Origin of the sequence: Terriglobus roseus (assembly GCF_900102185.1) — a bacterium.
GTDB classification, from domain to species: domain Bacteria; phylum Acidobacteriota; class Terriglobia; order Terriglobales; family Acidobacteriaceae; genus Terriglobus; species Terriglobus roseus_A.
The window spans coordinates 1,154,018-1,177,255 of record NZ_LT629690.1; the positions used below are offsets into that span (position 1 = coordinate 1,154,018).

22 protein-coding genes and 1 pseudogene are annotated in these 23,238 nt (G+C 54.4%); 12 read left to right on the forward strand and 11 right to left on the reverse strand.

The window, feature by feature from the left end:
- The first annotated feature begins 101 nt into the window (after positions 1 to 101).
- Positions 102 to 650 (forward strand): ATP synthase F1 subunit delta, encoded by a 549-nt coding sequence (atpH, locus tag BLT38_RS21120; protein ID WP_172838148.1) that lies wholly within the window; start codon positions 102 to 104, stop codon positions 648 to 650.
- A 752-nt stretch (positions 651 to 1,402) separates the two neighbouring features.
- On the opposite strand, the gene BLT38_RS04880 is transcribed toward atpH, so the two are convergent.
- Entirely contained in the window at positions 1,403 to 1,840 is a 438-nt protein-coding gene (locus BLT38_RS04880) for a response regulator (protein WP_083344184.1), read from the reverse strand.
- On the reverse strand, positions 1,837 to 2,376 hold the full coding sequence (locus BLT38_RS04885) for a hypothetical protein (protein ID WP_047497074.1): 540 nt from the start codon (positions 2,374 to 2,376) through the stop codon (positions 1,837 to 1,839). Before BLT38_RS04885 ends, BLT38_RS04880 begins: the two co-directional genes overlap by 4 nt.
- A 494-nt stretch (positions 2,377 to 2,870) precedes the next feature.
- Between BLT38_RS04885 and BLT38_RS04890 the strand changes: the two genes are divergently transcribed.
- Positions 2,871 to 3,584 carry a Crp/Fnr family transcriptional regulator gene (locus BLT38_RS04890; RefSeq protein WP_047497072.1) on the forward strand — a complete coding sequence of 238 codons (714 nt, stop codon included), beginning with the start codon at positions 2,871 to 2,873 and terminating at the stop codon, positions 3,582 to 3,584.
- A gap of 289 nt (positions 3,585 to 3,873) precedes the next feature.
- Here the strand turns inward: BLT38_RS04890 and BLT38_RS20885 are convergent, their stop codons facing one another.
- Entirely contained in the window at positions 3,874 to 4,353 is a 480-nt protein-coding gene (locus BLT38_RS20885; RefSeq protein ID WP_231966903.1) for a hypothetical protein, read from the reverse strand.
- Between BLT38_RS20885 and BLT38_RS20890 the strand changes: the two genes are divergently transcribed.
- Together BLT38_RS20890 and BLT38_RS04900 are read left to right on the forward strand one after the other, a co-directional pair.
- Positions 4,243 to 4,470, forward strand: coding sequence for a Crp/Fnr family transcriptional regulator (locus tag BLT38_RS20890; protein WP_231966866.1), 228 nt, complete (start codon positions 4,243 to 4,245; stop codon positions 4,468 to 4,470). The two genes, BLT38_RS20885 and BLT38_RS20890, sit on opposite strands and share 111 nt — an antisense overlap.
- Positions 4,471 to 4,859: 389 nt before the next feature.
- Entirely contained in the window at positions 4,860 to 5,573 is a 714-nt protein-coding gene (locus tag BLT38_RS04900) for a Crp/Fnr family transcriptional regulator (protein ID WP_047497068.1), read from the forward strand.
- A gap of 425 nt (positions 5,574 to 5,998) precedes the next feature.
- Here the strand turns inward: BLT38_RS04900 and BLT38_RS04910 are convergent, their stop codons facing one another.
- The 3 genes from BLT38_RS04910 to BLT38_RS04925 all read right to left on the reverse strand — a co-directional run bounded on the left by BLT38_RS04910 (position 5,999) and on the right by BLT38_RS04925 (position 8,839).
- Complete coding sequence (locus tag BLT38_RS04910; RefSeq protein WP_083346919.1) at positions 5,999 to 6,841, reverse strand: acyl-CoA desaturase; 843 nt, start codon at positions 6,839 to 6,841, stop codon at positions 5,999 to 6,001.
- An 817-nt stretch (positions 6,842 to 7,658) separates the two neighbouring features.
- Positions 7,659 to 8,360: an RES family NAD+ phosphorylase gene (locus BLT38_RS04920; RefSeq protein ID WP_083344187.1), complete on the reverse strand. Its 702-nt coding sequence runs from the start codon at positions 8,358 to 8,360 to the stop codon at positions 7,659 to 7,661.
- A 32-nt stretch (positions 8,361 to 8,392) separates the two neighbouring features.
- Positions 8,393 to 8,839 (reverse strand): antitoxin Xre-like helix-turn-helix domain-containing protein, encoded by a 447-nt coding sequence (locus BLT38_RS04925; protein ID WP_083344188.1) that lies wholly within the window; start codon positions 8,837 to 8,839, stop codon positions 8,393 to 8,395.
- Positions 8,840 to 9,259: 420 nt separating this feature from the next.
- Here BLT38_RS04925 and BLT38_RS04930 point away from each other — a divergent pair, with 420 nt between their 5' ends.
- Complete coding sequence (locus BLT38_RS04930) at positions 9,260 to 10,456, forward strand: Gfo/Idh/MocA family protein (protein ID WP_231966748.1); 1,197 nt, start codon at positions 9,260 to 9,262, stop codon at positions 10,454 to 10,456.
- 31 nt (positions 10,457 to 10,487) lie between these two features.
- Here the strand turns inward: BLT38_RS04930 and BLT38_RS04935 are convergent, their stop codons facing one another.
- The gene (locus BLT38_RS04935; protein ID WP_083344190.1) at positions 10,488 to 11,657 is read right to left on the reverse strand and encodes a PQQ-dependent sugar dehydrogenase; all 1,170 of its coding nucleotides are present in this window, start codon (positions 11,655 to 11,657) and stop codon (positions 10,488 to 10,490) included.
- A gap of 136 nt (positions 11,658 to 11,793) precedes the next feature.
- Here BLT38_RS04935 and BLT38_RS21125 point away from each other — a divergent pair.
- From BLT38_RS21125 to BLT38_RS04965, 6 genes and pseudogenes are all read left to right on the forward strand, one after another.
- Positions 11,794 to 14,477 (forward strand): annotated as a pseudogene (locus tag BLT38_RS21125) (excinuclease ABC subunit A).
- Positions 14,407 to 14,811, forward strand: coding sequence for an inorganic diphosphatase (locus BLT38_RS21130; RefSeq protein ID WP_083344191.1), 405 nt, complete (start codon positions 14,407 to 14,409; stop codon positions 14,809 to 14,811). Before BLT38_RS21125 ends, BLT38_RS21130 begins: the two are co-directional and overlap by 71 nt.
- A 273-nt stretch (positions 14,812 to 15,084) precedes the next feature.
- Positions 15,085 to 15,840: a PIG-L deacetylase family protein gene (locus BLT38_RS04950; RefSeq protein ID WP_172838149.1), complete on the forward strand. Its 756-nt coding sequence runs from the start codon at positions 15,085 to 15,087 to the stop codon at positions 15,838 to 15,840.
- Complete coding sequence (locus tag BLT38_RS04955; RefSeq protein ID WP_083344193.1) at positions 15,837 to 16,421, forward strand: class I SAM-dependent methyltransferase; 585 nt, start codon at positions 15,837 to 15,839, stop codon at positions 16,419 to 16,421. Before BLT38_RS04950 ends, BLT38_RS04955 begins: the two co-directional genes overlap by 4 nt.
- Positions 16,418 to 17,149 (forward strand): glycosyltransferase, encoded by a 732-nt coding sequence (locus BLT38_RS04960; RefSeq protein ID WP_083346920.1) that lies wholly within the window; start codon positions 16,418 to 16,420, stop codon positions 17,147 to 17,149. Before BLT38_RS04955 ends, BLT38_RS04960 begins: the two co-directional genes overlap by 4 nt.
- 116 nt (positions 17,150 to 17,265) lie before the next feature.
- On the forward strand, positions 17,266 to 18,081 hold the full coding sequence (locus BLT38_RS04965; protein ID WP_231966752.1) for a hypothetical protein: 816 nt from the start codon (positions 17,266 to 17,268) through the stop codon (positions 18,079 to 18,081).
- A gap of 7 nt (positions 18,082 to 18,088) precedes the next feature.
- On the opposite strand, the gene BLT38_RS04970 is transcribed toward BLT38_RS04965, so the two are convergent.
- Complete coding sequence (locus BLT38_RS04970; protein ID WP_083344195.1) at positions 18,089 to 18,460, reverse strand: response regulator; 372 nt, start codon at positions 18,458 to 18,460, stop codon at positions 18,089 to 18,091.
- Positions 18,461 to 18,821: 361 nt separating this feature from the next.
- On the opposite strand from BLT38_RS04970, the gene BLT38_RS04980 reads away from it, so the two are divergent.
- Positions 18,822 to 20,021, forward strand: a complete 1,200-nt coding sequence (locus tag BLT38_RS04980; RefSeq protein ID WP_083344197.1) for a DUF2252 family protein — start codon at positions 18,822 to 18,824, stop codon at positions 20,019 to 20,021.
- A 175-nt stretch (positions 20,022 to 20,196) separates the two neighbouring features.
- Here BLT38_RS04980 and BLT38_RS04985 read toward each other — a convergent pair whose 3' ends face one another.
- The 3 genes from BLT38_RS04985 to BLT38_RS04995 all read right to left on the reverse strand — a co-directional run bounded on the left by BLT38_RS04985 (position 20,197) and on the right by BLT38_RS04995 (position 23,094).
- Positions 20,197 to 21,030, reverse strand: coding sequence for a hypothetical protein (locus BLT38_RS04985; protein WP_083344198.1), 834 nt, complete (start codon positions 21,028 to 21,030; stop codon positions 20,197 to 20,199).
- A 60-nt stretch (positions 21,031 to 21,090) separates the two neighbouring features.
- A complete protein-coding gene (locus tag BLT38_RS04990; protein WP_083344199.1) occupies positions 21,091 to 21,663 on the reverse strand; it encodes a ferritin-like domain-containing protein in 573 nt (190 codons plus the stop codon).
- 123 nt (positions 21,664 to 21,786) lie between these two features.
- On the reverse strand, positions 21,787 to 23,094 hold the full coding sequence (locus BLT38_RS04995; RefSeq protein WP_197674935.1) for an NRAMP family divalent metal transporter: 1,308 nt from the start codon (positions 23,092 to 23,094) through the stop codon (positions 21,787 to 21,789).
- Positions 23,095 to 23,238 lie beyond the last annotated feature (144 nt).

The following is a 23,238-nucleotide window of genomic DNA, read 5'->3' on the forward strand; positions in this document are numbered from 1 at the left end:
AGTCAACGGTTAGGCGACTCGAGACCTTCGCTGTCGAGTGGGAGCGTTCGAATTTGTAGAGTCGCAAGCAGTCTTCATGGAGATCGTCGGTCATGGAAATAATGAGCTCATCTCGAGCATCGCGATACGGACGAGCATTCCTCGGAGCCGTGCGCCACCAAGAAGGCGATGCTTCATTGGAGACGCATGTAAGAAATTTGCGTGGATTTGCTGCCGTACTGAGTGCGTCTGCAGAATTACAGAAGGCGCTGAATTCGCGATGGGTCACTGCGCCAGAGAGACGTTCTGTCATCGCCTCCCTCTGTGATCGATTGGAGACGGGGTCGTTCACTCGCAATCTCCTCTTCATACTAAGTGATCGGCACCTTATGCGAAGCCTCTCTATCATCGTGGACTCTATCGATGCGTTGTCCGATGAGATAAGGCACGTCGAACGGGTTCAAATTACGACGTCACGTCAACTTGCTGAGACAGAGATGCAGTTGCTTCGGACGCAGATTGCCTCGCAAAGAGGATCCACAGTACGGCTCATTCATATCGTAGACCCGTCTGTTCTTGGCGGAATCCGCATGCAGATTGGGGCTCAGGTATGGGACGACACGGTCAAACAACGGTTGGCAACTCTTCTTGCCACTTTGAAAGCAGCCTGAAATCACGGTGAATAAGATGTCCAAAAAGACTGACACTGTTAAGAACATTCCTAGCTGGTATCCAACGGCAGGCGAAATCCTACAGACGCAGCGTGCGCAGCTTGATAGATCAAAACGAGAAGCAGCAGCATTCGCATCGGAAATGTTCAACCACCATGATCGTCCCTGGTGGAAGCGTCTTTTTGCGAGGTGATTCTGGCTATTTTCTCGGGTAGCTTGCAACAATAGTCTGATGCTTGCTCGGAGGGCCCTCAGCTTTCGCTGCGTGGTATCTAAACGCTTCAAATCCATCCGTTGTCCCTTGGTTGTATCCGCGCAGTTCAACGCACCACCTCACAACGGTCTTCTGGAGTTTCGCATGCGTTCAGCCGAAACATTCCGCTCTCTAGAGCAGATATCAAATCGCTTCATGCTGTGTCAGGTCATCTCCCAAAGTGTTCGTCTTATTCATAGAGGTGGCTTTCCGATCGAGGACAGTGTTTCTGAAGCGTTGCGGGGTATTGAGGCAGGCAGGATCCGGGGCATAAGCCGATTTCCTGGAACATCGGTCCCGTCAGAACTGCATACTACTGTTCTCTTTGGTTTGCCCGAACTGCTCTAGGGAAGGAATTCGTTATCGCCAAACGAGGCCGACCATGGCGATTCAGTCTCAAGCCCACTAATCGAAGTTAACTACGAAGCCATTAGATGCTCGCAATTACAGACTGTATAAACGGCACCTGCTTTCAACTTCATATGAAGTTGTTCGTTTTCTAATGAGACGAGGTGAGCTCTGCCGGCAACACGCACGGCTCACCTGTCTCAAGCATCTGCCCGATCTGAAGCAGTAGGTCTGTCGGATGCACCGGTTTCGTCAAGAGTAGGAAGTCATGTCCCGCGTTGCGAGCTTCTTCTAGAAGATTTGCTGTGGCAGCCTGGCCGGAGAACAGAAGGACTTTGCATCCGGGATGTTGCGCTTTCATTTGGATCGCGAGTTCGATACCAGACAATTCCGGCATTGCGACATCAGAGATTAAGAGATCCGGAACGAGATACTGAGCAGCTTCTAGAGCGTTCAGTGGATTCGTGTACGGCGAGGCGTTGAAACCCTTCTGGCACAGGATGATTGCCAGGGTTCTCGCGATCGTGGACTCATCGTCGACAACAAATACCCGCATCGTTCTTCCGACCGTGGTGAGATTCACGCTCATCGGAAGCCGCCCGACTCGAGGAGAGTGGGATGTTCCATCCGATCTACTTCGCGTGAGTATAACGAATCGTGGTCGGTCAGCAAGCGGTCTGAGAACCTTTGTTGCATTGCTACTTTTTCGTGGAAACCCTGAAAGAGCACCTCGACAACTTTCCTTCTCCCAAAAGCTCTGGCCTGGGACAGAGACGCACGGTAGTAACTCAAAATGGAATGATCAAGCAGCAGAAAAGCATCAATTGGATCAGCGCTACGCGATGTCCTTTCCACGACGAAAAGCGTACCTGGCATAACTATTCCTGGATACTTAGCTTTGGCCGTGGGAGTTATAGCATGGTCGTGCGAACATTCGAGATAATCGAACAAATCCTCAAGCCGAAGAAGATGCTCTTCTGTCTCGTCAAAGTACTGATCTAGCAGACTGGATGGAAAGCAGGGCATGGAATGAGGTATAAAAAGCTCTGCTGACGCCCTGAGAGCGCGATATTCCTCACCATACAGCAAACCAAGCTCATCAAGCAGCGCACTCTTAGCATTCATTTCCAATCCCCTTGAGCGTTGCAGCTTTCGTTAACCGGAGCGCCTTTTGCAAAAGCGCGCTCGCGGAGAACGAAAAGGAGCGGCATCGGAAACACACGCTCTTGAAAACAAGGCAGGAACCTATCGTTCAACCAGGTATACAGCCGGAGAGGAAGCAATTAGCTTTACATTGCCCCCGAGTTGAATCGGGGATGCGCCATATTTCTGCGTCTCTAATTCTCCGTTAGGGTCTCCCGGGAGTGTCACTGTTCCAAGTCTCTATACCCGGCCTGAAACGGTCTGTGCGACTTCACACATTTGAATAAAAATAAACCCTCCGGGCGAGGAGTAAGGATGTTGTCTTCGTGGGGTGGCAACGCTGACTTCCTCTGCAAATTCTGTTTTCCGGCGGCTTGCATCCAATGTGACATAGGTTACTTAGGCAATGTGAGTTGCGTTCGGCAATTTTCAACGCCTTTCACCCCTTAAACCCGCGCACATGATCGGACGGTCAAATGCACAACCTCACATTTGCCAACACCTTGCTGAAGCGTCTCCCGCCGAGTACCATCGCTCGACTCAATCTCCATCGCGTCGATCTCCCTCGGGGACGGGATCTCGCCGTCATTGGTGAACGCATTCAGTGCCTGTGTTTTTTGGAACAAGGCATTGGATCGATGACCACCTGTTTCGAGAACGGGGCGCAGGTAGAAGTCAGCATGTTTGGGTACGAGTCAGTGATTGGCGTCTCTGCACTGATGGGGGTTAAGCAAAGTCTGAATCGCGTATTCATGCAGCTCGCTGGAACCGGTTATACCTGCAATCTACAGACTGCATTCGTGGAATTCGAGAGCAATGCTTATTTTCGAGGACTAATGCTGCGTTTCGTCCAAGCTCAGCTCACGCTCGCCATGCAAAATGCTGCATGCAACTCCTCTCACAGCTATGAGCAACGCCTAGCGCGTTGGCTGCTAATCTGTTCGGAACGAGCGGCTCAAGACACCCTTGAATTGCCACAAGAGTTTGTTGCGGAGATGCTCGGTAGCACGCGTTCGACCGTCTCGATAGCGGCTGCTCACCTCAAAGCCAAGAGGCTCATAGACTATAGCCGCGGACACATCCGCCTGATCGATAAGCGTGGACTGGAAGCCGAGTCCTGTGAATGCTATCGAGTGGTTCGAAATCATCTGGAAAGCTTCGCTCAGTTCGATACTGAGTTCGTCACATAGCGCGATCGCGTGCTGCCCGTGAGGGAATGCAGGAACAAGATATTCCAGTAGTGCTCTTGACTAAGTCAGCCAAGTGACAGACAGCTGTTGACACCGAACATACGGTTGGAAGCGGAGCCATCGCATCTGCTCCCGTCAGAAGTTTGTTCGCCGCCGGTTCTCTAGGCAATCTCTTGCGACGTGACGAAGGAGTTGCGTGCGCCAGACGACGAATGAGCTTCTGCAGAGGTTGCCGCGCGTTTATCGTCAAGCACTCATCGCCAGCATGGAAGAGGTATCCCTTCCCGTCTCAACGGTACTTTTCGAACCGGGAAGAGTTCCGACTCACGCGCACTTCGTTCTTTCGGGAGCCATTTCCGTCGTCGATTCTTTTCAGAGCGGCGATGGCGTCGAAATCTTTTCGGTTGGGCGAGAGGGACTTGTTGAAGCGACTCATCTTCTGGGTCAATCGACTTCTCCTGCAAGAGCCGTGGTGCAGATTGAGGGCCGGGCAATCCGTTGCCGGCTCGGTGAGTTGCAACTTCAATTCACGGAATATCGGCCGTTGCGATCTGTGGTGCTTGCGTACGTGCAAAGGCGTAGCTTCATCTTGGAGCAACTGTCTGCGTGTAATCGCCACCATGAAGTTGATCAGCGCATCGCTCGATGGCTGCTCATGATGCAGGACCGCCTGGGTGCGCAGAACTTTCCGATTACCCAGGATGTCCTTGCGGAACTGCTTGGTACGCGCCGAACGACAGTCACACGTGCCGCACGACGACTGCGGCATGAGGGAGTCATCAGTTACAGCCGCGGTGACATGAAAGTTCTTAATCGCAGAGGTCTGGAGCGAAAGGCATGCGAATGCTACGCCATCGTGCGGCGACTTGCCGCGGAAGGTAGATAGCTGCGTGGCTCTCGATTCACGGACCTTGTTTTCGGAAAGGACTGTCGCGTAAGAAAACAGGCGCACATTGCGAACGTTGGCAGACTCCGCTTACAAATCCAGAATATGCCACGCACTTCACTCGATTTGAGATTTGAACACGCATCCATAAGTGCGAGTTCGCACGGACAGACCTGTACTCACTGAGACACACTTCAGTTACCGCACCGAAGTTCACAGGCGTGTGGTCTGGACCGAGTAGGCAGATGAACTACAAAGTGTGACGTCGAGTGTCCGCAGCGTAATGCCCGACATGGGCTTTCGTGAGACGTAGGCACCTCAAGAGAAGTCGGCGATTGCAATATCTTCCTTTCTTAAGCATCTGGCCAACCGAACAGAGGAAGGGAACGATGCAGAGACAGGAGTTCCGGAACACAATACTTCAGCACCTACACCCAGAAACGATTCGGAGACTTCAGCTTCGTTCAATAGAACTGAAGCTTGAACAGGATGTAGAAAGCCCGGGCAAGAGTATCCGTAATGTGGTCTTTGTCGAAGAGGGCATTGGATCCATGACCAGTGTGTTCAAGGACGGGTTCGAGGTCGAGATCGGGATGTTCGGTTACGAGTCCGCGATTGGCGTTTCTGCTCTCATGGGTACAAAGCAAAGCTTGAATCGCGTGTTTATGCAACTTGCCGGCCACGGATATTCATCAGCACTCGCTACAGCAATGGAGGAGTTCCGCCGCCACGGAGATTTCCACGATCTGGCACTTCGCTACGTGCAGGCTCAACTGACTCAAGCCACGCAGTCCACAGCCTGCAACGTCCATCACAATCATGAGCAACGGCTTGCGCGATGGATTCTTATCTGCTCTGATCGTGCCCAGAAGGACATCTTGAAGCTGTCACAAGAGTTCTTGGCGGGGATGTTGGGAAGTGCCCGACCCACTGTTACCATCACAGCGCGAAAGCTAAAATCTCTAGGACTTATCACGTATTCCAGAGGAATAATCCGCATTCTGAACAGGGAGGGACTCGAGAAGCAGGCTTGTGAATGCTATCGCCTCGTAAAGAGCCACCTTGATAACTTCGCGGAGTTCGACACAGGTTTCACAAGCTGACGGATTCATGTCGCGGTGTCTACCACTCGACGTCTCCCTCCTTGAGCATTGCGCACTCGGGGAGTTTAGAGAAGAGAAACGCGTCGGAATAATATCCGCACGCGCCATTCTCGAATTGGATCACCAATCCATCATTCAATCTGTCTACCACTGCGATACGGGGAGCAGAGCTCAGAGGATTTGAGAGGTCGATTGAAGTTTCCATGAATTAAGGATCATCTCATTCCTTATCTCCGCGCTGTCACCCAACTTGCATAAGGCGAAAAGCAACGGTCCTAATCGTGTGATCACACCATCGGTTTCGCACTGTTCGCCATTGTTCCGTAGTTTCTTTTACTCCGGATCCTATCTAGGCTCTCGAAATTTTTGCATACGGGCCACCTGCAGATCTCCATGGGAGGCCCAGCAGTGTTTGAGTGACAAAACTATCCCTCAGACAGCGATCGTGCCTTCACGTCCCAAGCCAAACCCATCGCTTTGAGCAGGCAGATGCCATACCAATTCAGGTCAACTTCGTACCAGGCCAGGCCGTGGCGCGATGACTGGGGATGTGCGTGGTGGTTGTTGTGCCAGCCTTCACCGAACGTCAGGAGCGCAACCCAGAAGCTGTTCCGTGAGGAGTCGCCGGTGGCGAACCTGCGCGATCCCCACATGTGCGTTGCGGAATTCACGAGCCAAGTGGAGTGCAAGCCGAGCACAGTCCTGAAGAAAATCCCCCAAAGCAGGAAGGGCCAACCCCCGAGAGAAAGCAGCAGGACTCCAAGTATGGTCATTGGTACCCAATGCCATCTGCTAATCCAGACGTGGAAACGATCCTTGCGGAGATCCGGTACGTAAGGCAAGAGATCAGCGGCATCATTGTGCATGGTTTGCCCTGTGAGTAGCCAGCCTACGTGCGACCAGAAGCCTCCATCGTGGGGAGAGTGTGGATCGCCCTCCTTGTCGGTGTTCTGATGGTGTTTCCGATGCGTGGCAACCCAGAAGATTGGTCCGCCTTCCAGAGTAAGCGTCGCGCAAATAGTCAGGAAGTACTCGACGAATTTCGGAGTCTTGTACCCGCGGTGCGTGAGCAGTCGATGATACCCCACGCCGATACCCAGACCGCCCGCCAGCCACCAAAGAAGTAAGGAGAACAAGAAGGCCTTCCATGTAAAGAAAAACAAGGCGGCGATCGCCCCAAGGTGGAAGGCTAACAAGATGAGGCTGGTAGCCCATACTACTGGCTGTTGAAATGTGCGGTCGTACTTGGCTGGTAGCAGCGATGCCATGGAAATCCTCAGTAAGTAGGACGCTTCGTCTGTCATCCGCTGAGTGGTATGACGGTAATAGTTCCGTAAGGCTTGCGCAATCGCCATCGCCGTTCAAGGCAAATAACTTCCGCCAGGCGCGAGAGGAGCGATCAACCGGTGCTTCTTTAATCCCTGAGGGCTTTGCAACTGTTCCGCAGCGAGCTCTTTGATGAGAGAACCATTTCCGGCGCTCGTCTCAAGGAGATTGTTCCCGATCATATAGAGGTAAACAAGACAATGGAGCGATGAGAGCTACTTGAGAGGTACGTGATACTGAAGAACTCAGTAGTCGCGTTCAAGAATGCCCCGAGACTTTTCTGAGTTGAGCCAAGGCGTCTTGCCAAGCGCGTTGTACGCGAAGGTCCCAAGATGCACGCATCCTCTCGCGGCCAACTTCTTTTCAGCCCAATCTTTCGTTTCGCGACATAGTCCGAGAATCTCCGTCAACGAGCTCCAATCATGCTGGAACGTTCGCGCTTGTGACGTGTCGTGCAATTGGGGTGACGGGGCGACGCTTACGCTTACGATGGATGTCTCGTTGGATGCAGTCACGATAATGTCGATGATCGGAAGGGGGTTCGACATTCGGAAAGCGTACGAACTCTGCAAAATATTTTGCAAGTGAATCTCGGAGACACTTCGGGGATAGGGGAAGAAACAATACGGGATGTTGAGAGCGTGAAACGGAGATGGTGAGGCCGAAGATTTCAGGCTATCGTGCTCGCACCGGCAACTGTGTCCAAGAAATGCAGAAACTACTCCGTACCATCTTCTTCTGGAATGAAGACTTCCAGTGCTATCGGGATTGCTGCAAGGGGACTTCATTCACTTCTTGCCGGTAATGATCCAGTTTCCAATGAAAGGAGAGGAGATATCGTTTGGCACGCCGGGGGCGATAGACCAAGGCAGGGCGAAAGCAGACTAGGCAGCGACCACCCCTCTTGCGTACGCTGGGGTACAGGATGCCATTGGACTTCTCTTTTAGAACTGTCTGCGCGAGCTTCTGGGACTCCCCGTAGCATTCCGGAACAGGTTCTGGAGCGAGGCATGTTGCGTAATCAGCGGCAGGCTCCAACGCGTGAAACTCACCGTGAAAATCCGCAAGCCAGTCGTCATACGTCGACGAATCAGATTCGGGGATACCTGTCGCTGTTTCCGGAACAATGATTTCCGCGAGGCGCTTGGCCTTGTGATAGCTGACTTCTGCGACCGATGTCTCCAACCTGTCTGCGGCGTACCACGCACCTCGGTCCGGACCGTTGAAGCGTGCTCCGTTCGGACTCGGATGGAGGAATGCTGCGCGGACGATGTGAGCGTTGGGAATCCCGTAGACCAACTCATAAGTGCTAATCCCAGGAAGTCCGAACTGTTCACCCTGGATCCGGTCATTCGTCGCTCCATCCAGGCGGATCAATTTCTGGAGCATGTCGTCATCGTCAGCCAGATCATCAAGAACCGTACCCGCTTCGCTGTAACGCGAGGGGAGTAAACGATGCATTCCACTTCGGTCGATCTTCCGGAGTGGAGGTGTCACTGGCCACCTCGCCATGCATCCAGCATCCGCCGCACCTCGATCATTCCGGGTTGGCCCCGTTGAATCATGTAGGCGAGCGGTGTGCGTCCCACGAAGACCGGTCCACGATTCGCAAGAGTGATCCAACGATCCGCCCAGGGTTTTCCAAAGTAGATATTCAGGGCCTTATAGATTCCGATCAGCAGTGAGATTCGGGTCAACGTGTCTTGATCGAGCGTACGCTTCGGGTTCGTCTTCCATGCGTGGAAAGTCGACGACGCCAAACCTCCGAGAAGGGAACGAGAGTCCTCTTCATTCAATCCCCACTTTTTCCGGAGATTCAGGAACGCTTTGATGGCAGCGGACGAAAGCTCCGCTCGTTCGGCTGTATTGCTAAGATCGGCACCCGATTCGAAATCGTAGCCGGCGATTCGGGGCAAGACAAGGGAAGCAGCGGTTGCCATAGCAAATCTCGCTTTCGAGAGTAATTATCCTCGAAAACGAGATGCGCGGCAAGCAGTCTAGATAAGCAATCTGGGAGGATCATAATCCGCCTAACGAGCCTCCGATAGACCGGGGCAGAGTCGAGCATTTGTCGCAGTTCCAGATAACTGCAGAAGATTTTCTTGTGAGTTGAACACCTCAACCCACGGTACGATGGCGAGCAAAAGATTCATGAACAGCACAGTCTTGGAAGGCGGGTTTGACGATGAGCGGCCCGAAGTGACGTGCGTTCGTATCGTCTCAAGAGCACCAGATCGCCATCTGTCTGGCTATGAGCTGGCATCCCATGGTGGATGGACACTCCGCGGGATCTTTTCGTCGACGTATCTTCTTCTTCTCGCCGTGCTTTTTTGCGATCTGCTTCTTCGGCGATTGCGGGCATGGCAGCGGTGGTACCCAGCGCGAGTGGCCAAGCGCAGAAGCCGAATGAGGCGAATGATGTCCAGTTATCGCAGATTCATGCTGCAACCGAGGCTCCAGAGAAGGCCCCGGGGCCATTCCTGCCCGTGAATCGCCGCGTGGGCTTTGCGATTGTTGGGCTGGGACGTCTTTCGCTCAATCAGATTCTGCCGGCGTTCGCAACAAGTGACTACTGCAAGCCAGTTGCTCTTGTGAGCGGAGATCGTCCGAAGGCGCTCAAAATTGCGGCGCAGTACGGCATTGCCGTGAGTCACATCACCGATTACGCCGGCTTTGAAAAACTGAAAGAAATGTCCGGTGTGGATGTGATTTATATCGTGTTGCCAAATGGAATGCATTACGAGTTCGTACTTCGCGCGGCAAAGATCGGCAAGCACATTCTCTGCGAGAAGCCGATGGCAAACAGCACCGCACAGTGTGAAGAGATGATCGCTGCCTGTCAACGAGGGAACGTGAAGTTGATGATCGCGTATAGGCAGCAATATGAGCCGATGAATCGGGCTTTGGAAAAGGCAGTGCGAGAGGGCAAGCTAGGAAAGCTACGCAGCATTGTGGCTTCAAATTCGCAGAATGAAGGCGATCCAACGCAGTGGCGGCTCAACAAGCAACTAGCTGGCGGGGGAGCGCTACCCGATGTTGGGATTTATTGCTTGAATGCAAGTCGTTTCCTCTCGGGAGAAGAGCCGAACGAGGTAATCGCAACTCTGGTGCAGCCCAAAGACGATCCTCGTTTCAAAGAGGTCGAAGCGCGGTGCGAAGTGATCGCACGGTTTCCAAGCGGTATGACCGCAACATTCACAAGCGGGTATGACGTGCATCGCTCGGCATTCTTACGGCTCGAGGGAACCGATGGCTTTGCCGAGGTGGATCCAGCCTTCGGATATCACGGTTCAAAGCTTCGCTTCACGAAACTGATGGACGGAAAAGACACCGAACTACATCCAGCGATTGAGGAGAAAGATCAGTTTGCCCTCGAGATGGATCACATGGCTGTTTGCGTCCTGCAGAATCAGCAGCCACGCACAGGTGGTGAGGAAGGGTTGCAAGATCAAAGAATCATCGAGGCGATCTATCGCTCTGCAAGAGAAGGGCGCCTCACTTCTATTGAGGCGCCCGCAGGTGCTACACGTCTTGGCATTCTGCCGCCGCTTGAGTAGCGAGCGGCAGGGCCGCTAGGACTCTCGGGGATTATCGCGAATAGGTGATTCGATAGAGAATCCCATTCTGCTCATCGCCGAGCAGGACGCTTCCGTCTGCCATTTGCGCCAAGCCAAAGGGGCGAGCAAACCGAGCCCATCCACTACCACCTTGGGTCTGCATCAGAAAGCCATCGACAAACGGCGTGATTGTCTTGGCGACGCTACCTTCAAAATGAATGCGAACCACTTGGTAGCCGCTGGGTGGGTTGGCTCCCCATGAGCCGTGCATGCTGGCCAGCGCATCCCCGTCGAAATCGGACGGCAGCCCCGTTCCTTTGAGGAAGATCAGTTGCATGCCGGACGCGTGGGCATTCCAAGTCAAAACTGGAAGGGTTGTTTTCGCGGCCCATTGATCGAGAGTGGCGCCATGGGGTGGTGTGAGATAAAGGTTCTTGAGACCGTTGCCAAGGATGTACGGCCAGCCGTACTCCTTGCCCTGTTCGATCTCGTTCAACTCTTCACGTTGCTCCTGATCACCCATCCAATCCACGCCATCGTCCCACCCATACAAGTCCTTGGTGCCGGGCTTGAAGTTGAATCCAATCGTGTTGCGAAGCCCGGTGGCAAAGGTCTCTCGACCGCTACCGTCCAGGTTGTAACGCTGCATCGTACTGTTGATGTGATTCCGTTCCTCGCAGGTATTGCAGGTACTCCCGACCGAGACGTATAGCTTGTTGTCCGGTCCCACCGCGAGCGTCCGATCCACATGTTGTCCAGCGTCCGGCAAGTCCGTAATCAGAAGCTTCGATGCCCCGAGCGTTCCGTCGGGATTGAGCGGTGCGGCGTATACCTGCTTGATCGTGACGTAGTACAGGATGCCGGCATGGATCACCATGCCGTGCACATTTTCCAGTTCGAGAACCTTCTTCTTCTTACCTCTGCCATCTATCATCGTGATTGTTCCCGCATCGCGGCTGCTGACGTAAATGTTTCCAGCTTCGGAAACTACGACGACCCGAGGACTATCCAATTCTTCGACGAATTTGGCGATATGAAAACCCGCGGGCAGCTTCAGTCTCCCGATATTCTCCGGCGTGGCGGTCAGCGGCGCTGGCAGCACTACGTTGACGGTGTGACTATCACGCTGTGGGTTCGGCATCGTCTGTGCCGAAGCCGACAACGCGAGAGCGGTGAAGAATACAACCGGAGTGAGTTTCATGCAGCAAGGGATGCGAACTCGCCCGAACGATGTTGCCACGGGCTCTCACTCAATGCTGGTGCCTTCCATGCGGTGGAATAGCACTTCCCGAATCGTTGAGGTGGCGCACGGGTGGTACGTTGCATCCTATGAATTTATGAATGACGCTCGGAGTCGAGCAGAAGGCGCACAGACAACCGGAATGATTCGCGTGCGAGGTGCGCGCGAACATAACTTGAAGAATGTCGACGTGGATATTCCGCGAGATGCGTTGGTCGTGTTTACCGGCGTTTCAGGATCGGGCAAATCGTCTCTTGCGTTTGGAACGTTGTATGCCGAAGCGCAAAGGCGTTATTTGGAATCGGTATCGCCCTATGCTCGTAGGCTTTTCCATCAACTGAGCATTCCCGAAGTTGATTCCATCGAAGGTCTTCCCCCAGCCGTTGCTCTGCAACAACAGCGAGGAAGTGGCACCACGCGGTCTTCGGTTGGAAGTGTGACGACACTTTCGAACCTGTTTCGCATGTTGTATTCAAGAGCTGGGAACTATCCGGCCGGCCGCCCGATGCTTTATGCCGAATCGTTCTCACCCAATCGGATTGAGGGGGCCTGCCCAAAGTGCAACGGGACCGGCCGCATCTACGAGGTGACCGAACAATCCATGGTGCCGGACCCATCGTTGACGATTCGCGAGCGTGCCATTGCTGCGTGGCCTACTGCGTGGCAGGGGCAGAATCTACGTGACATCCTCGTCTCCTTAGGCTACGACGTCGACACACCGTGGAAACGGCTTCCCGCCAAAGAACGGAAGTGGATTCTGTTCACGGACGAGCAACCAACAGTCCCAGTGTATGCAGGGTTCACGCCCACTGAAACTCAGCAAGCATTACGACGCAAGCTAGAGCCGAGTTATATGGGCACTTTCACCAGCGCCCAGCGTTACGTGATGAAGACCTTCTCAAAATCCCAGAGTGCCATGATGAAACAGCGAGTCGCGCAGTTCATGCTCAGCAGCGAATGTTCTTTGTGCCACGGCAAGAGGCTCCGAACGGACGCACTGGATGTGACATTCGCAGGCATGGACATTACGCAGATGAGCCGTCTGCCGCTAAAACAATTGGCAACGATCCTGCAGCCCTTCACTACGGGGAGTTCGAATGATTTTGCCAAGCACGTAGAAAAGGCAGCCGCGGCGCAACGCATCACGCAGGATGTCGTGAGTCGACTCGAGGTATTGATCGAACTCGGTCTCGGCTATTTGGATTTGGAGCGAAGTACACCGACACTGTCCCCCGGAGAACTTCAGCGGCTCAGACTTGCGACACAGTTGCACTCAAATCTTTTTGGTGTTGTGTACGTGCTGGATGAACGATCGGCTGGCCTGCATCCATCCGACACAGAGACGCTACTCCACGCACTCGCGGCGTTGAAGAAGAGCGCAATTCGCTCTTCGTCGTCGAACACGAAGTGGACGTCATCCGGGCTGCCGATTGGATTGTGGATGTCGGGCCTGCAGCCGGAGCATACGGTGGTGAGGTGCTCTACAGTGGACCGCTAGCAGGACTAAAGGGTGTCGGCAGCTCCGAAACCGCCAAGCATCTCTTTGCGAACGCCGCAGCTTCCGTAGCTGCACGAAGAAACCCAAAACAATGGCTACGTCTGGAAGGTGTGACCCGTAACAATCTCCACCAGGTTGCTGTATCGATTCCGCTTGATGTTCTGGTGGCGGTCACTGGTGTGTCTGGATCGGGGAAATCCACCCTAGTCAGCCAGGCTCTAGTGGATCTCATTGCGGCGCATCTCGGCCAACCAATTGAGGATGGAGAGGAAGACGACGCTCTCGCTGCACACCCCTCAGTGGTTCTAACGCAGGGAAGAATTCTGTCCGGCATGGAAGGTATACGTCGATTGGTCCGCGTCGATCAAAGACCAATTGGACGAACGCCGCGTTCCAACATCGCCACGTATACCGGTCTGTTCGACGAAGTCCGAAAACTCTTCGCATCAACGAAGCTGGCACGTACACGGAAATATGATGCAGGCCGCTTCTCTTTCAATGTGACGAAGGGGCGCTGCGAGACCTGCAAAGGAGAAGGGCAGGTCTGTGTCGAACTACTTTTTCTACCGAGCGTATATTCACCGTGCCCGACCTGCCACGGTGCGCGCTTCAATGCCAAAACACTCGAGGTGACCTGGGGCGGCAAGAACATCGCAGAGGTTTTAAACCTGAGGGTCGATGATGCAATCGTATTCTTCGACACGTCCCCATCCGTCCGTCACTCATTGCAAGTCTTACACGAGGTCGGATTGGGTTATCTCCGATTGGGACAACCTGCGACCGAACTCTCCGGCGGAGAAGCCCAGCGCGTGAAATTAGCGACGGAGTTGCAGCGTGCCACCCGCGGGAACACGATCTACGTTCTCGACGAACCAACCACAGGCCTCCATCCTGCGGACGTAACACGGCTGCTACGGCAATTGAACGAACTTGTGTCTGCGGGCAATTCGGTGGTGATCGTTGAACACGACATGCACGTTGTCGCGGCGAGCGATTGGGTCATCGACATTGGTCCCGGCGCGGGTGAAGAAGGTGGAACGATTGTCGGAGAAGGAACTCCCGAGCAAATAGCCCACATCTCCGGGAGCAGAACGGCGCCTTACATCCGGAGTCGGTTGGGGATTTCGGGGCGCATCAAGGGCGCATCCTACAGAAGACAGATCGTGATTCCTTCGGAGACGACAATGAAATCCCTTAGCGAATCCCACCAAATTGAAACCGCTTCCAGACGGAGGCCAAAGCATCCAAGTCATCGTCGAAACTCCCGCACGAAGTCGAAATAAGTTCGCGTTTGATCCCGATCAGGAAATCTTCACGCTCAAGAGCGTTCTTCCAGCCGGCATGGTCTTCCCCTATGACGGCTTTCTGCCCGGGACCGAGGGAGGCGATGGCGATCCGGTGGACGTGCTTCTTCTCATGGATGAGCCAGCGTTTCCTGGAGTCGCCGTCAGAGCTCGCCTCATCGGCGTGATCGTGAGCGAACAGGTTGACGGCAAGAAGAGGCTTCGTAACGACAGGCTAGTTGCGGTATCCGAATCGACCCATCAATACGCAAAGATCAAACCTTATCCGATCTCCCGAAGAAGTGGATTCGCGAACCGGAGACGTTCTTTGTGAACTATCACGGACTCGAGGGCAAGAAATACAAGTTGCTTGGCTGCAAAGGCCCCAAACAGGCTTTCGCATCATCAAAACCAGCCGGAGCAAGTAGGGGCGAGTTGGGAAACATCGCTGAAGCAAAGTCATCTGATTTCGATCCGAATCAGTTCCGTAACTGACGGAGTGGGTTTATTCTCGGAAACCTCCAGACACCCGGGAACGATCTGCAAGCCCATGCGTTGATGGAATGGTTTCGCTGAGCCTGCCATACCTTGGGTAGACACTTCAACTTTGGATAGAGCACTTCAGGCGACGTTCGATCGATCTCAGCGCATCACAGACAGCGTGATTGTGCCGATTACTGATGACCGGATTTGGCGCGAGAATCTTGGTACTTTAAGGCCTCTTGATCTGCCGACGGGGCCAATTCTCGTGATCGCTCCGCATCCCGATGATGAGACCCTCGGAGCGGGTGCTCTGATTGCCACTCTGTCCGCGCAAGCGACGAGAGTGATCGTCGTTGCAGCGACGGATGGGGAGAATGCATATGACCTTCCTCCGGCAGGCCGAATCGATCTTGGCCTCATTCGCGAGCGCGAACAACGCAAGGCTTTGGGGCTGTTAGGTGTGCAACCGGATTCGGTGATACGTTTGCGCCTAACGGACAGCGGCCTTATGGGACAGCGCTCCGAGTTGGAACGCAGAGTCATGGAGGTTGCAGAGCCAGGGATGACAATCCTTGCTCCGTGGCAAGGAGACTTTCACCCTGATCACGTTGCATGTGCCCATGTAGCGTGTTCTGTTGCGCAAGCAAAGGGACTTGCGTTGATATCCTACTTTTTCTGGACATGGCACCGTGGATCTCCAGAGACATTGGACGGACTGCCGTTACGGAGATTCATCCCCACCTTCGATGCTCGGGCAGCGAAGGCACAAGCCATTGGCCAGCATCGTTCGCAGTTCGAGAGCGAATCCGGCGATCCTATCTTGAATGACCGTCTTATTGCCCCGATTTATTGGGACTTCGAGGTCTTCCTTTCTGCATGAGTACACCCTCGACATCAAGCGCAGATTTCTTTGAAAACAAGTATCGGCAAGCCCCCGATTTTGACCCTTGGAGGTTTGCGACCTCGGAGTATGAACTCAGTCGCTACCGAGTCGTTATGCAGGCACTCGAGGGACGTATTTATAAACATGCATATGAGCCAGGCTGCTCCATTGGTGTACTCACTCAGCAGCTTGCTTCCGTCTGCAAGACGGTCGATGCGTGCGACTTTTCAGCCACTGCTGTGGATGTGGCGCGAGAACGTTGCCGTGATCTTCCGGGCGTAACGGTGCGTTGTGCATCACTCACCGGAAGTCAACCCTGGTCGAAGTTCGATCTCATCGTGCTGTGCGAGATCGGCTACTACTTCACCGCCGACGCTTGGCAGAAATTGGTGGAGAACATGGTTCACGCTATGAGGCCGGGAACAGTGGTGCTTGCTTGTCACTGGCTTGGGGAATCTGAAGATCATGTACAGCGCGGGCAAGAGGTGCATGAAGCGATATCGCATCCTCTGCTCGTGGGCACGCTGAGTAGCTGCTATGAAGGATTTCGTTTGGACCGATGGATACGAACAACATGAGACTGCCTACTGAACCTGCTATCGCATGGCATTTTGCCGTAATCATTCCGGCCTGTAACGAAGAGCAACTCCTTCCGTGTTGCCTTCGCTCTGTTGCCACAGCACAAGCCCAGCTGCCGTCGGAGGTGACTTCCGACGTTATCGTCATTGCGGATAGTTCCACCGATGACACGGCAAAGGTGGCGAGAGACCTCTTAAGCGGCAATGGTCTGGTATTGGAGATCGATCTCGCGTGTGTAGGCGCTGCACGTTCGCTCGCTGTGACGGAGGCTCTTGGTCGGTACACTGGGCCATTGAGCTGCTGCTGGATTGCGAACACAGACGCAGACTGTGAGGTCTCGCCAACATGGCTTGTCGACCAACTTCGCATCGCGCAACGGGGATTTGAAGCCGTTGCAGGCATCGTTGATGTGCGTGACTTCTCCGAACATCTTTTCTTTGTTGAGGAACGATTTCGGAAATCTTATCGAATCGAACCCGACGGGACACACCCACATATTCACGGTGCGAATCTGGGTGTTCGAGCGGACGTTTATCAGATGGCTGGAGGATGGAGTCCTCTGATGACGGCTGAGGACCACGACCTTTGGCGTCGCTTGGCTGATTGCGGTGCACGACGCCTGAGCGATGCCAGTCTGCAGGTGATCACAAGCGGTCGTCGAGTGGGGCGAGCGCCGATGGGATTTGCGGGCGCACTTGCCGCACACAATGAAATGGTAGCGGCATGACGGGTGAGCATCTTATCGATCGCTTTCGATCGCTAACGGATGTCCGTCTAGCTCGGCCTGGGATTGGAAAGACTGCGGTTCGCCATGATGCGATTTTTGCTGCAGGGCGGGAAGATTTGAGTCTTGCGAAGTTAATTGAGGCCCATTGGGACGCCGTCGCGATTCTTGAGGAGGCTGGTCAGGAGCCAAAGCAGGGAATTGCCTATGCCGTTTGGGCTAGTGAGGTTCCAGGTAAACCTCTTTCTTTGCGCGACGGGATGCTTCACGGTCAGAAGGACTTTTGCAGTGGTGCCACCCTCGTGGATCGCGCTCTTGTGACAGCAGGTCCTGTCATCGTAGAAATCGATCTCAACTCAGCGCCCTCACAATTAACGATCCGAGAAGATGGCTGGAAGACCGAAGCATTTCGGATGACGCACACTGCGTCCCTAACCTTTGATCACTTTCCCATCGTGTCGATTGTCGGTGATGACGATTGGTACACCAAGCGTGTGGGTTTCTGGCAGGGAGCGTGTGGTCCGGCCGCAGCATGGGCCGGAGGTGCCGCGGGGCTTGTCGATTATGCCTTTTCCAAAAGACGAGATGAACCGCATTCGATGGCCCACTTGGGTGCCATGAGTGCGGCAGTTATAGGGATGGAGTATGTGCTGACTGGAGTAGCAGGACATTTCGATGCTATGCCCACAGAACCGGCAATGATTCGAGCTCTCACAGTACGGCATCTCATCGAGGCGGCCTGTACTGATATCTTGCAACGGTTTGGCAGATCTCTGGGCCCCGCACCACTTGTAAAGCATGTGGAGGTTGCGAGGCGCTATGCGGAGTTGGAACTTTACCTGCGCCAGTGCCACGCGGAGCGCGATCTGGAATCGCTTGGGAGAGCTCTCAACTGCATTGGCGCCTTGCCTGGATCAAATGGGCTGTTCGCATAGGTTCAGATCATTTGGTCTGTTTTCGCCGCATGATGCAGCCCAACAACACTGACGTGAGCGTTGTTGTCTCAAACGGGAAGGTAAGGAAAGCGTCGGAGCCGTGAGTGGAAACGGGTGAGCCTTCCGCCGTCAGAAGTATGATCGCGACGCTCTGCATGGATGGATCGTCGCGAAGCATGGTCATGACTTCGACTCCGTCCATGTCCGGCATATGCAGATCCAGCAACACTGCATCAGGGCGGAGAGATCGTGCGCGAGCGATACCTTCTGTTCCGCCGAATTCGGCATAAGCTTCAAAACCCTGAAGCGTGAGTAACTCCGCCAGTCCCTGGCACCGGGCACGGTTGTCGTCGATAACAAGGACGTTGTAGGCCTTCATAAGACATTGAGTTTATAAAATCCTTTCCTAGATTCCTATCCCACCACTAGCGCGCCACAGAAAGGCGCTGATCGCTTGTAGCGTTGAAGTCATGCATCGTAGGGGTGGTCCAAATCGAGAATCGTCGCAAGCAGAGGACGCCCAGCTTTAATTGAATGGGAAAACTCTCTGCGTTACTCAACTCCTCATCGCAGAAAAAGATGAGGCAATGCATTATCCCAACTAGGAATATGTCGGAATCTGCCTTGGGCAGAGCGGAGGAATCTCCCATGCGGACGAGTAATTTGCTACCAAGGGCCGATCGTCTCAAGCTCGCCAGCACCCCTCCGCATTTCACTGATGATTGTTGTAGAACTAACTGATGGCTCAAGTCGCGTCTTCCATCAAGCCCCGAGATCGGTCGAAGGTTCTTAACGCAAATCGTCAGGCGAAGATGGCTCAGTCTGCCCACGCCTATGTTCGCGGAAACACGCTCCAGTTTTACGAATGGTTGAAAAAGGATTCGGCCAAGAGCATTCCGGAGGGCCCGCCGGTCTGGATCTGCGGGGATTGCCACGTGGGGAATATTGGACCGCTGTCCGATTCGGACGGCAAAATTGAAATCCAGATTCGCGATCTGGACCAGACGGTTGTCGGAAACCCTGCTCATGACTTAGTGCGGTTAGCGCTCTCGCTGGCAACGGCAGCACGCGGGTCCGATCTGCCGGGCGTCACTGTCGTCAAAATGATGGAACAGATGGTCGAAGGTTACGAACGGGCTCTCGTCGCTCCGAACACAACCATCAAAGCCAACAGTGACGATCTTGCTCCCATCCGAAACGTACTGGAACAATCACGCCGCCGTCGCTGGCATCATCTTGCTGAAGAAAGGATCGAGGATGTTAAACCCCAGATCCCCCTCGGAAAGCGATTCTGGATGTTGGAAGAGCAGGAGCGCGTCGCGATGGATGAACTGTTTCGTGATGAAACGGTTGTAGCGAAAATTCTGGCATTCAAAGGCCGCAGGCCGGGATCAAAAGTATCCGTAGTGGACGCTGCCTATTGGATGAAGGGATGCAGTTCGCTCGGTCGACTCCGCTTTGCTGTTCTTCTCAGCATTGGCAAGAAAGCCGACCGAACCCACTGCCTGATTGACCTTAAGGAAGCTACTTGTGCTGCTGCACCGAAGGTCGAAATGACCATCCGCAACGACGCGGAGAGAGTGGTGACGGGAGCGTCGAATCTCTCTCCGAACCTAGGCCAACGAATGTTAGCAGTCCCGCTTCTCGGGAAAAATCTTGTTATGCGCGAGCTAATGCCGCAAGACCTCAAATTCGATCTCGATCGCCTGACCCAGCAAGAAGCTATGGCGGCGGCTCGCTATCTCGCAGGAATCGTGGGCAAAGCTCATGGTCGGCAGATGAACCGCAAGACGCGCCAATCGTGGCTCGCCAAGTTGGAGAAACAACACTCGAAAAGCCTGGATGCCCGGAACTGGTTGTGGTCAAGTGTAGTTTCGCTAATTGCAGACCACGAAGCGGCTTATCTGGAACATTGCAGGCGATACGCGAGTTCCTCCTGACAGCTCCCTCAGCGTGTGCCGAAGGAGCAGCTTTGGTGCGCCGTCACGGAACTGTCTGATGGAACTAGCGAGAGAACAGTGCAATCAGGAGCACTATCGGGATGGGAACACCGAGCAACAATAATAGAATTGAGCGCATTTCATTTCCTCCGAAATTCCGAGCCGTTGGACCGCCTTAGATGGTGATTACACGGTCGCGCTGACGCCCGCCGACCGTCGCGGCGAAGCTGGCACTGAAGGCTCCGATAAGAAGCGCCAGGAATGTCCATAGAAGCGAGTGGGCAGTTGCTTTCCGAAGTTCGTCAGCGGATTGTTGTGCGTTCGTAAATGCATTGGAAACTCGTTGCTTCGCATCCTGTGGTGATATTCCGGTCTGAGTAGAAACGACTTGTTCCAGATAGGCTTGATCCTCCGTGGGCAAGCTCCCCTTTTGCAATCCGTTCGCAAAGATGAGAGCGACTTCAGAACGGATTGCATTTCCGACGGGATCTGTCTTTGCTCCGGAATTCCGAAACAAGCTATCGACGAAGTATGCGAAAGAACTGTAAGCGGAGCCCGAAACCTTCTCTGCGTCACCCTTGGAAGATACGGACGCTCCGACCATGGTCGTCGCGGCCGTAGCCAAGAACGCTGCGGTCACGACGAGAGCGGTGGACCAGGCCAAAAAGCCGTGTGCGGTGTCACGGAAGTAGACCTCATCCGTGTGGACTGACGTCCATTTCGTGCGCAGCCTTCCGGCCAGATAGCCGCCCATCGCCGAGCTCAGAATCTCCATCACGATCAGCCACATGATCGCCGAATGTCCGATGCCCGACGCCGAGACCCCGGTGTTCGACCACGGTGAGACGGACGAAAGGCCCAGGCCGGCTCCAAGAGCGAGCAGAATCAGAACCAGGGCAGCGGTGACGAAGGCCCCAGCAAAAACCGCGGACCACGATACGCCGGAAGCATTCGCTTCGGGCTGTCCGTGGGTCGTCGAAGAATAGGAACTCGCTATCGGTTCGGACATTGGCGGTCTACTTTCTGGCGCACATATAGGCGCGGTATAGTTGCGTGAAACCCCGATAATTTATAGGTCTCGTGAGGCCTTGGTTTCGTCTTCCTTGCTTTTCTTCGCGGAGTATTTCTCTTTGCCCGTTTTGGGTTTTGGCTCCGGCTCTGGCTCCGTGGAAGACCTTCTGATGAGCGGTACGCCGATCTTCGTGATCTTCTTAGCGGCTGCGAGCTCCTCCCGCAGATTGGCCGTCAGCAGTGACACAATCTTGCGCTCGCCCAGTCCCTGCGCCATCGCAATGCACGCCTCATAGCCCGCGATCTCGTAATGTTCCGTACGGAGCGCGGCACCGACGATTCCCACGTCGAAGGAAGCCCCTTCTTCGTCCTTCTCCAGGGCGTCTGCACCCTCTTCAATCACGCCTTCCATGCCGTTACAGTGTTGGCCAGTCGGTTTCTCACCAAGCAATGCAAAGACGCTCCTGAGCCGCAAGACTTGGCCCTTGGTCTCTTCCAGATGCGATTGGAAAGCTGCCTTGAGCGCCTTATCTTTCGCGCCCTTCGCGAGCTTTGGTAGAGCCTTCACGAGTTGGTTTTCCGCGCTGTACATATCGCGCAATTCATCCAGAAGTACTGTCTTCAATGCCATGTCAGGTCACCATCGGTTGATCTAGTTACGTTTTAACCAATGGTGAGATGCAGAATTGGACCGGATGGAGCGCTTCACTTACTGGAAACCGCAATCGGTCAATTAACGACTACGTGCCGTCGATCACATCGAAGATACGATGAGGCCGATGGCAGCGGCGGTCATGATTAGGGCGCACGTCCAACCAAGGCATTTCATGCCGATGGTGTTCGTCCGGTTGCCCATCACCTTCCTGTCGCTTGTGAGCAGGACAACCATAACAACGAGGGGAGGTGCCAAAAGGCCGTTGAGGATAGCTGACCAGAAGAGCATCATCACTGCGTTCAAATGAGCGAAGTCCAGCGCGAGACCCACCGCGATCGAGACCCCAATAATTCCATAGAATTTCCGAGCGAGCTGGGGTTTGAGGTTCAGCGATGCCGCTCTCCATCTCGCACCCTCTGCGACTGCGTAGGCGCACGAGCCGGCAAGAACTGGGACCGCAAGCATCCCCGTCCCGATCATACCCAGGGTAAAAAGCCAATATGCTCCTCCGCCAGCCAAGGGGCGAAGCGCTTCCGCCGCTTGCTTAGCGGTCTCGATATCTTTATGACCGTGAGCGTTCAGCGTCGCAGCCGTTGTCAGGATCAAGAAGTACATCACGACGTTGGAGAGCAGCATGCCCGTCACCACATCGAGCCTCGCCGAGCGAATCTCTGCGTCGGTAGAACCCTTTCGTTGTGCGACCGTGGTTTTTCCATGCGCACGATCTTCCTCCACCTCCTGCGCCGCCTGCCAAAAGAAGAGATAGGGCGAGATCGTGGTTCCGAGGATCGCAACCAACACGGCGATGTAGGCCTTGCTCCATTCAATGTGTGGGACGAAGGTCGAATGGGCAACTGTGCGCCAGTCAGGATGGGCGAGGAACGCAGTAATGATGTATGCGAAGAGAACAAGCGTTAGCCATTTGAAAATCCGGGCCATCAGGCGGTACGACGTCCAGAAAAGAAGGGCGACGATTGCGGCTGCAAAGAGCGGTGTCCAGTAATACGAAGGGATACCGGTCATCATTTGCATGGCGTCGGCCATGCCGCCCAAGTCCGCGCCTATGTTGAAGATGTTCGCGATGATGACCAGCGAGCAAGACAGCCACAGAACCCATCGCGGGTAACGGTTGCGAATCACACTGGCCAGACCGCAGCCTGTCACCATGCCCAGCTTGGCGCACATGAACTGAACAGCAGCCATCAGTGGGAAGGAGAGCAGCGCCGTCCAGAGCGTCGCGTATCCAAAGGACGCCCCGGCAACGGAGTAAGTCGATATCCCGGAAGGATCGTCGTCAGCAGCTCCGGTAATGATGCCGGGTCCGAGTTCCTTCAGGAATTGTTGAAGGCCATTCGGGGCCGATCCCTCAATTGCCGAGCCGTCCGTTGAAACGTCTCGTTTCGTCACGTCTCATGGTACGGGATTCGAGTTAACGGATACTAACATAATGCCTTAGTTGGACCAACGACGTCTGCCGGGCTCTGTCGCAGGCGAAGTAGATACCGAGCAGCGGTCCGCAAAAAGGCACATCAGGTTCCGCCACCTATCTTG

Bases quoted from the DNA above. Each gene is read 5' to 3' on its own strand.
- BLT38_RS04935 (WP_083344190.1), bottom strand. From the start codon at position 11,657: ATGAAACTCACTCCGGTTGTATTCTTCACCGCTCTCGCGTTGTCGGCT.
- BLT38_RS04910 (WP_083346919.1), bottom strand. From the start codon at position 6,841: ATGGCATCGCTGCTACCAGCCAAGTACGACCGCACATTTCAACAGCCA.
- BLT38_RS04890 (WP_047497072.1), top strand. From the start codon at position 2,871: ATGCACAACCTCACATTTGCCAACACCTTGCTGAAGCGTCTCCCGCCG.
- BLT38_RS04955 (WP_083344193.1), top strand. From the start codon at position 15,837: ATGAGTACACCCTCGACATCAAGCGCAGATTTCTTTGAAAACAAGTAT.
- BLT38_RS04980 (WP_083344197.1), top strand. From the start codon at position 18,822: ATGGCTCAAGTCGCGTCTTCCATCAAGCCCCGAGATCGGTCGAAGGTT.
- BLT38_RS04990 (WP_083344199.1), bottom strand. From the start codon at position 21,663: ATGGCATTGAAGACAGTACTTCTGGATGAATTGCGCGATATGTACAGC.
- BLT38_RS04925 (WP_083344188.1), bottom strand. From the start codon at position 8,839: ATGGCAACCGCTGCTTCCCTTGTCTTGCCCCGAATCGCCGGCTACGAT.
- BLT38_RS04985 (WP_083344198.1), bottom strand. From the start codon at position 21,030: ATGTCCGAACCGATAGCGAGTTCCTATTCTTCGACGACCCACGGACAG.
- BLT38_RS04920 (WP_083344187.1), bottom strand. From the start codon at position 8,360: ATGCATCGTTTACTCCCCTCGCGTTACAGCGAAGCGGGTACGGTTCTT.
- atpH (WP_172838148.1), top strand. From the start codon at position 102: ATGAGCTCATCTCGAGCATCGCGATACGGACGAGCATTCCTCGGAGCC.
- BLT38_RS04880 (WP_083344184.1), bottom strand. From the start codon at position 1,840: ATGAGCGTGAATCTCACCACGGTCGGAAGAACGATGCGGGTATTTGTT.
- BLT38_RS04885 (WP_047497074.1), bottom strand. From the start codon at position 2,376: ATGAATGCTAAGAGTGCGCTGCTTGATGAGCTTGGTTTGCTGTATGGT.
- BLT38_RS04960 (WP_083346920.1), top strand. From the start codon at position 16,418: ATGAGACTGCCTACTGAACCTGCTATCGCATGGCATTTTGCCGTAATC.
- BLT38_RS04930 (WP_231966748.1), top strand. From the start codon at position 9,260: ATGGCAGCGGTGGTACCCAGCGCGAGTGGCCAAGCGCAGAAGCCGAAT.
- BLT38_RS20885 (WP_231966903.1), bottom strand. From the start codon at position 4,353: ATGCCGCAGTCGTCGTGCGGCACGTGTGACTGTCGTTCGGCGCGTACC.
- BLT38_RS04970 (WP_083344195.1), bottom strand. From the start codon at position 18,460: ATGAAGGCCTACAACGTCCTTGTTATCGACGACAACCGTGCCCGGTGC.
- BLT38_RS20890 (WP_231966866.1), top strand. From the start codon at position 4,243: ATGCAGGACCGCCTGGGTGCGCAGAACTTTCCGATTACCCAGGATGTC.
- BLT38_RS04900 (WP_047497068.1), top strand. From the start codon at position 4,860: ATGCAGAGACAGGAGTTCCGGAACACAATACTTCAGCACCTACACCCA.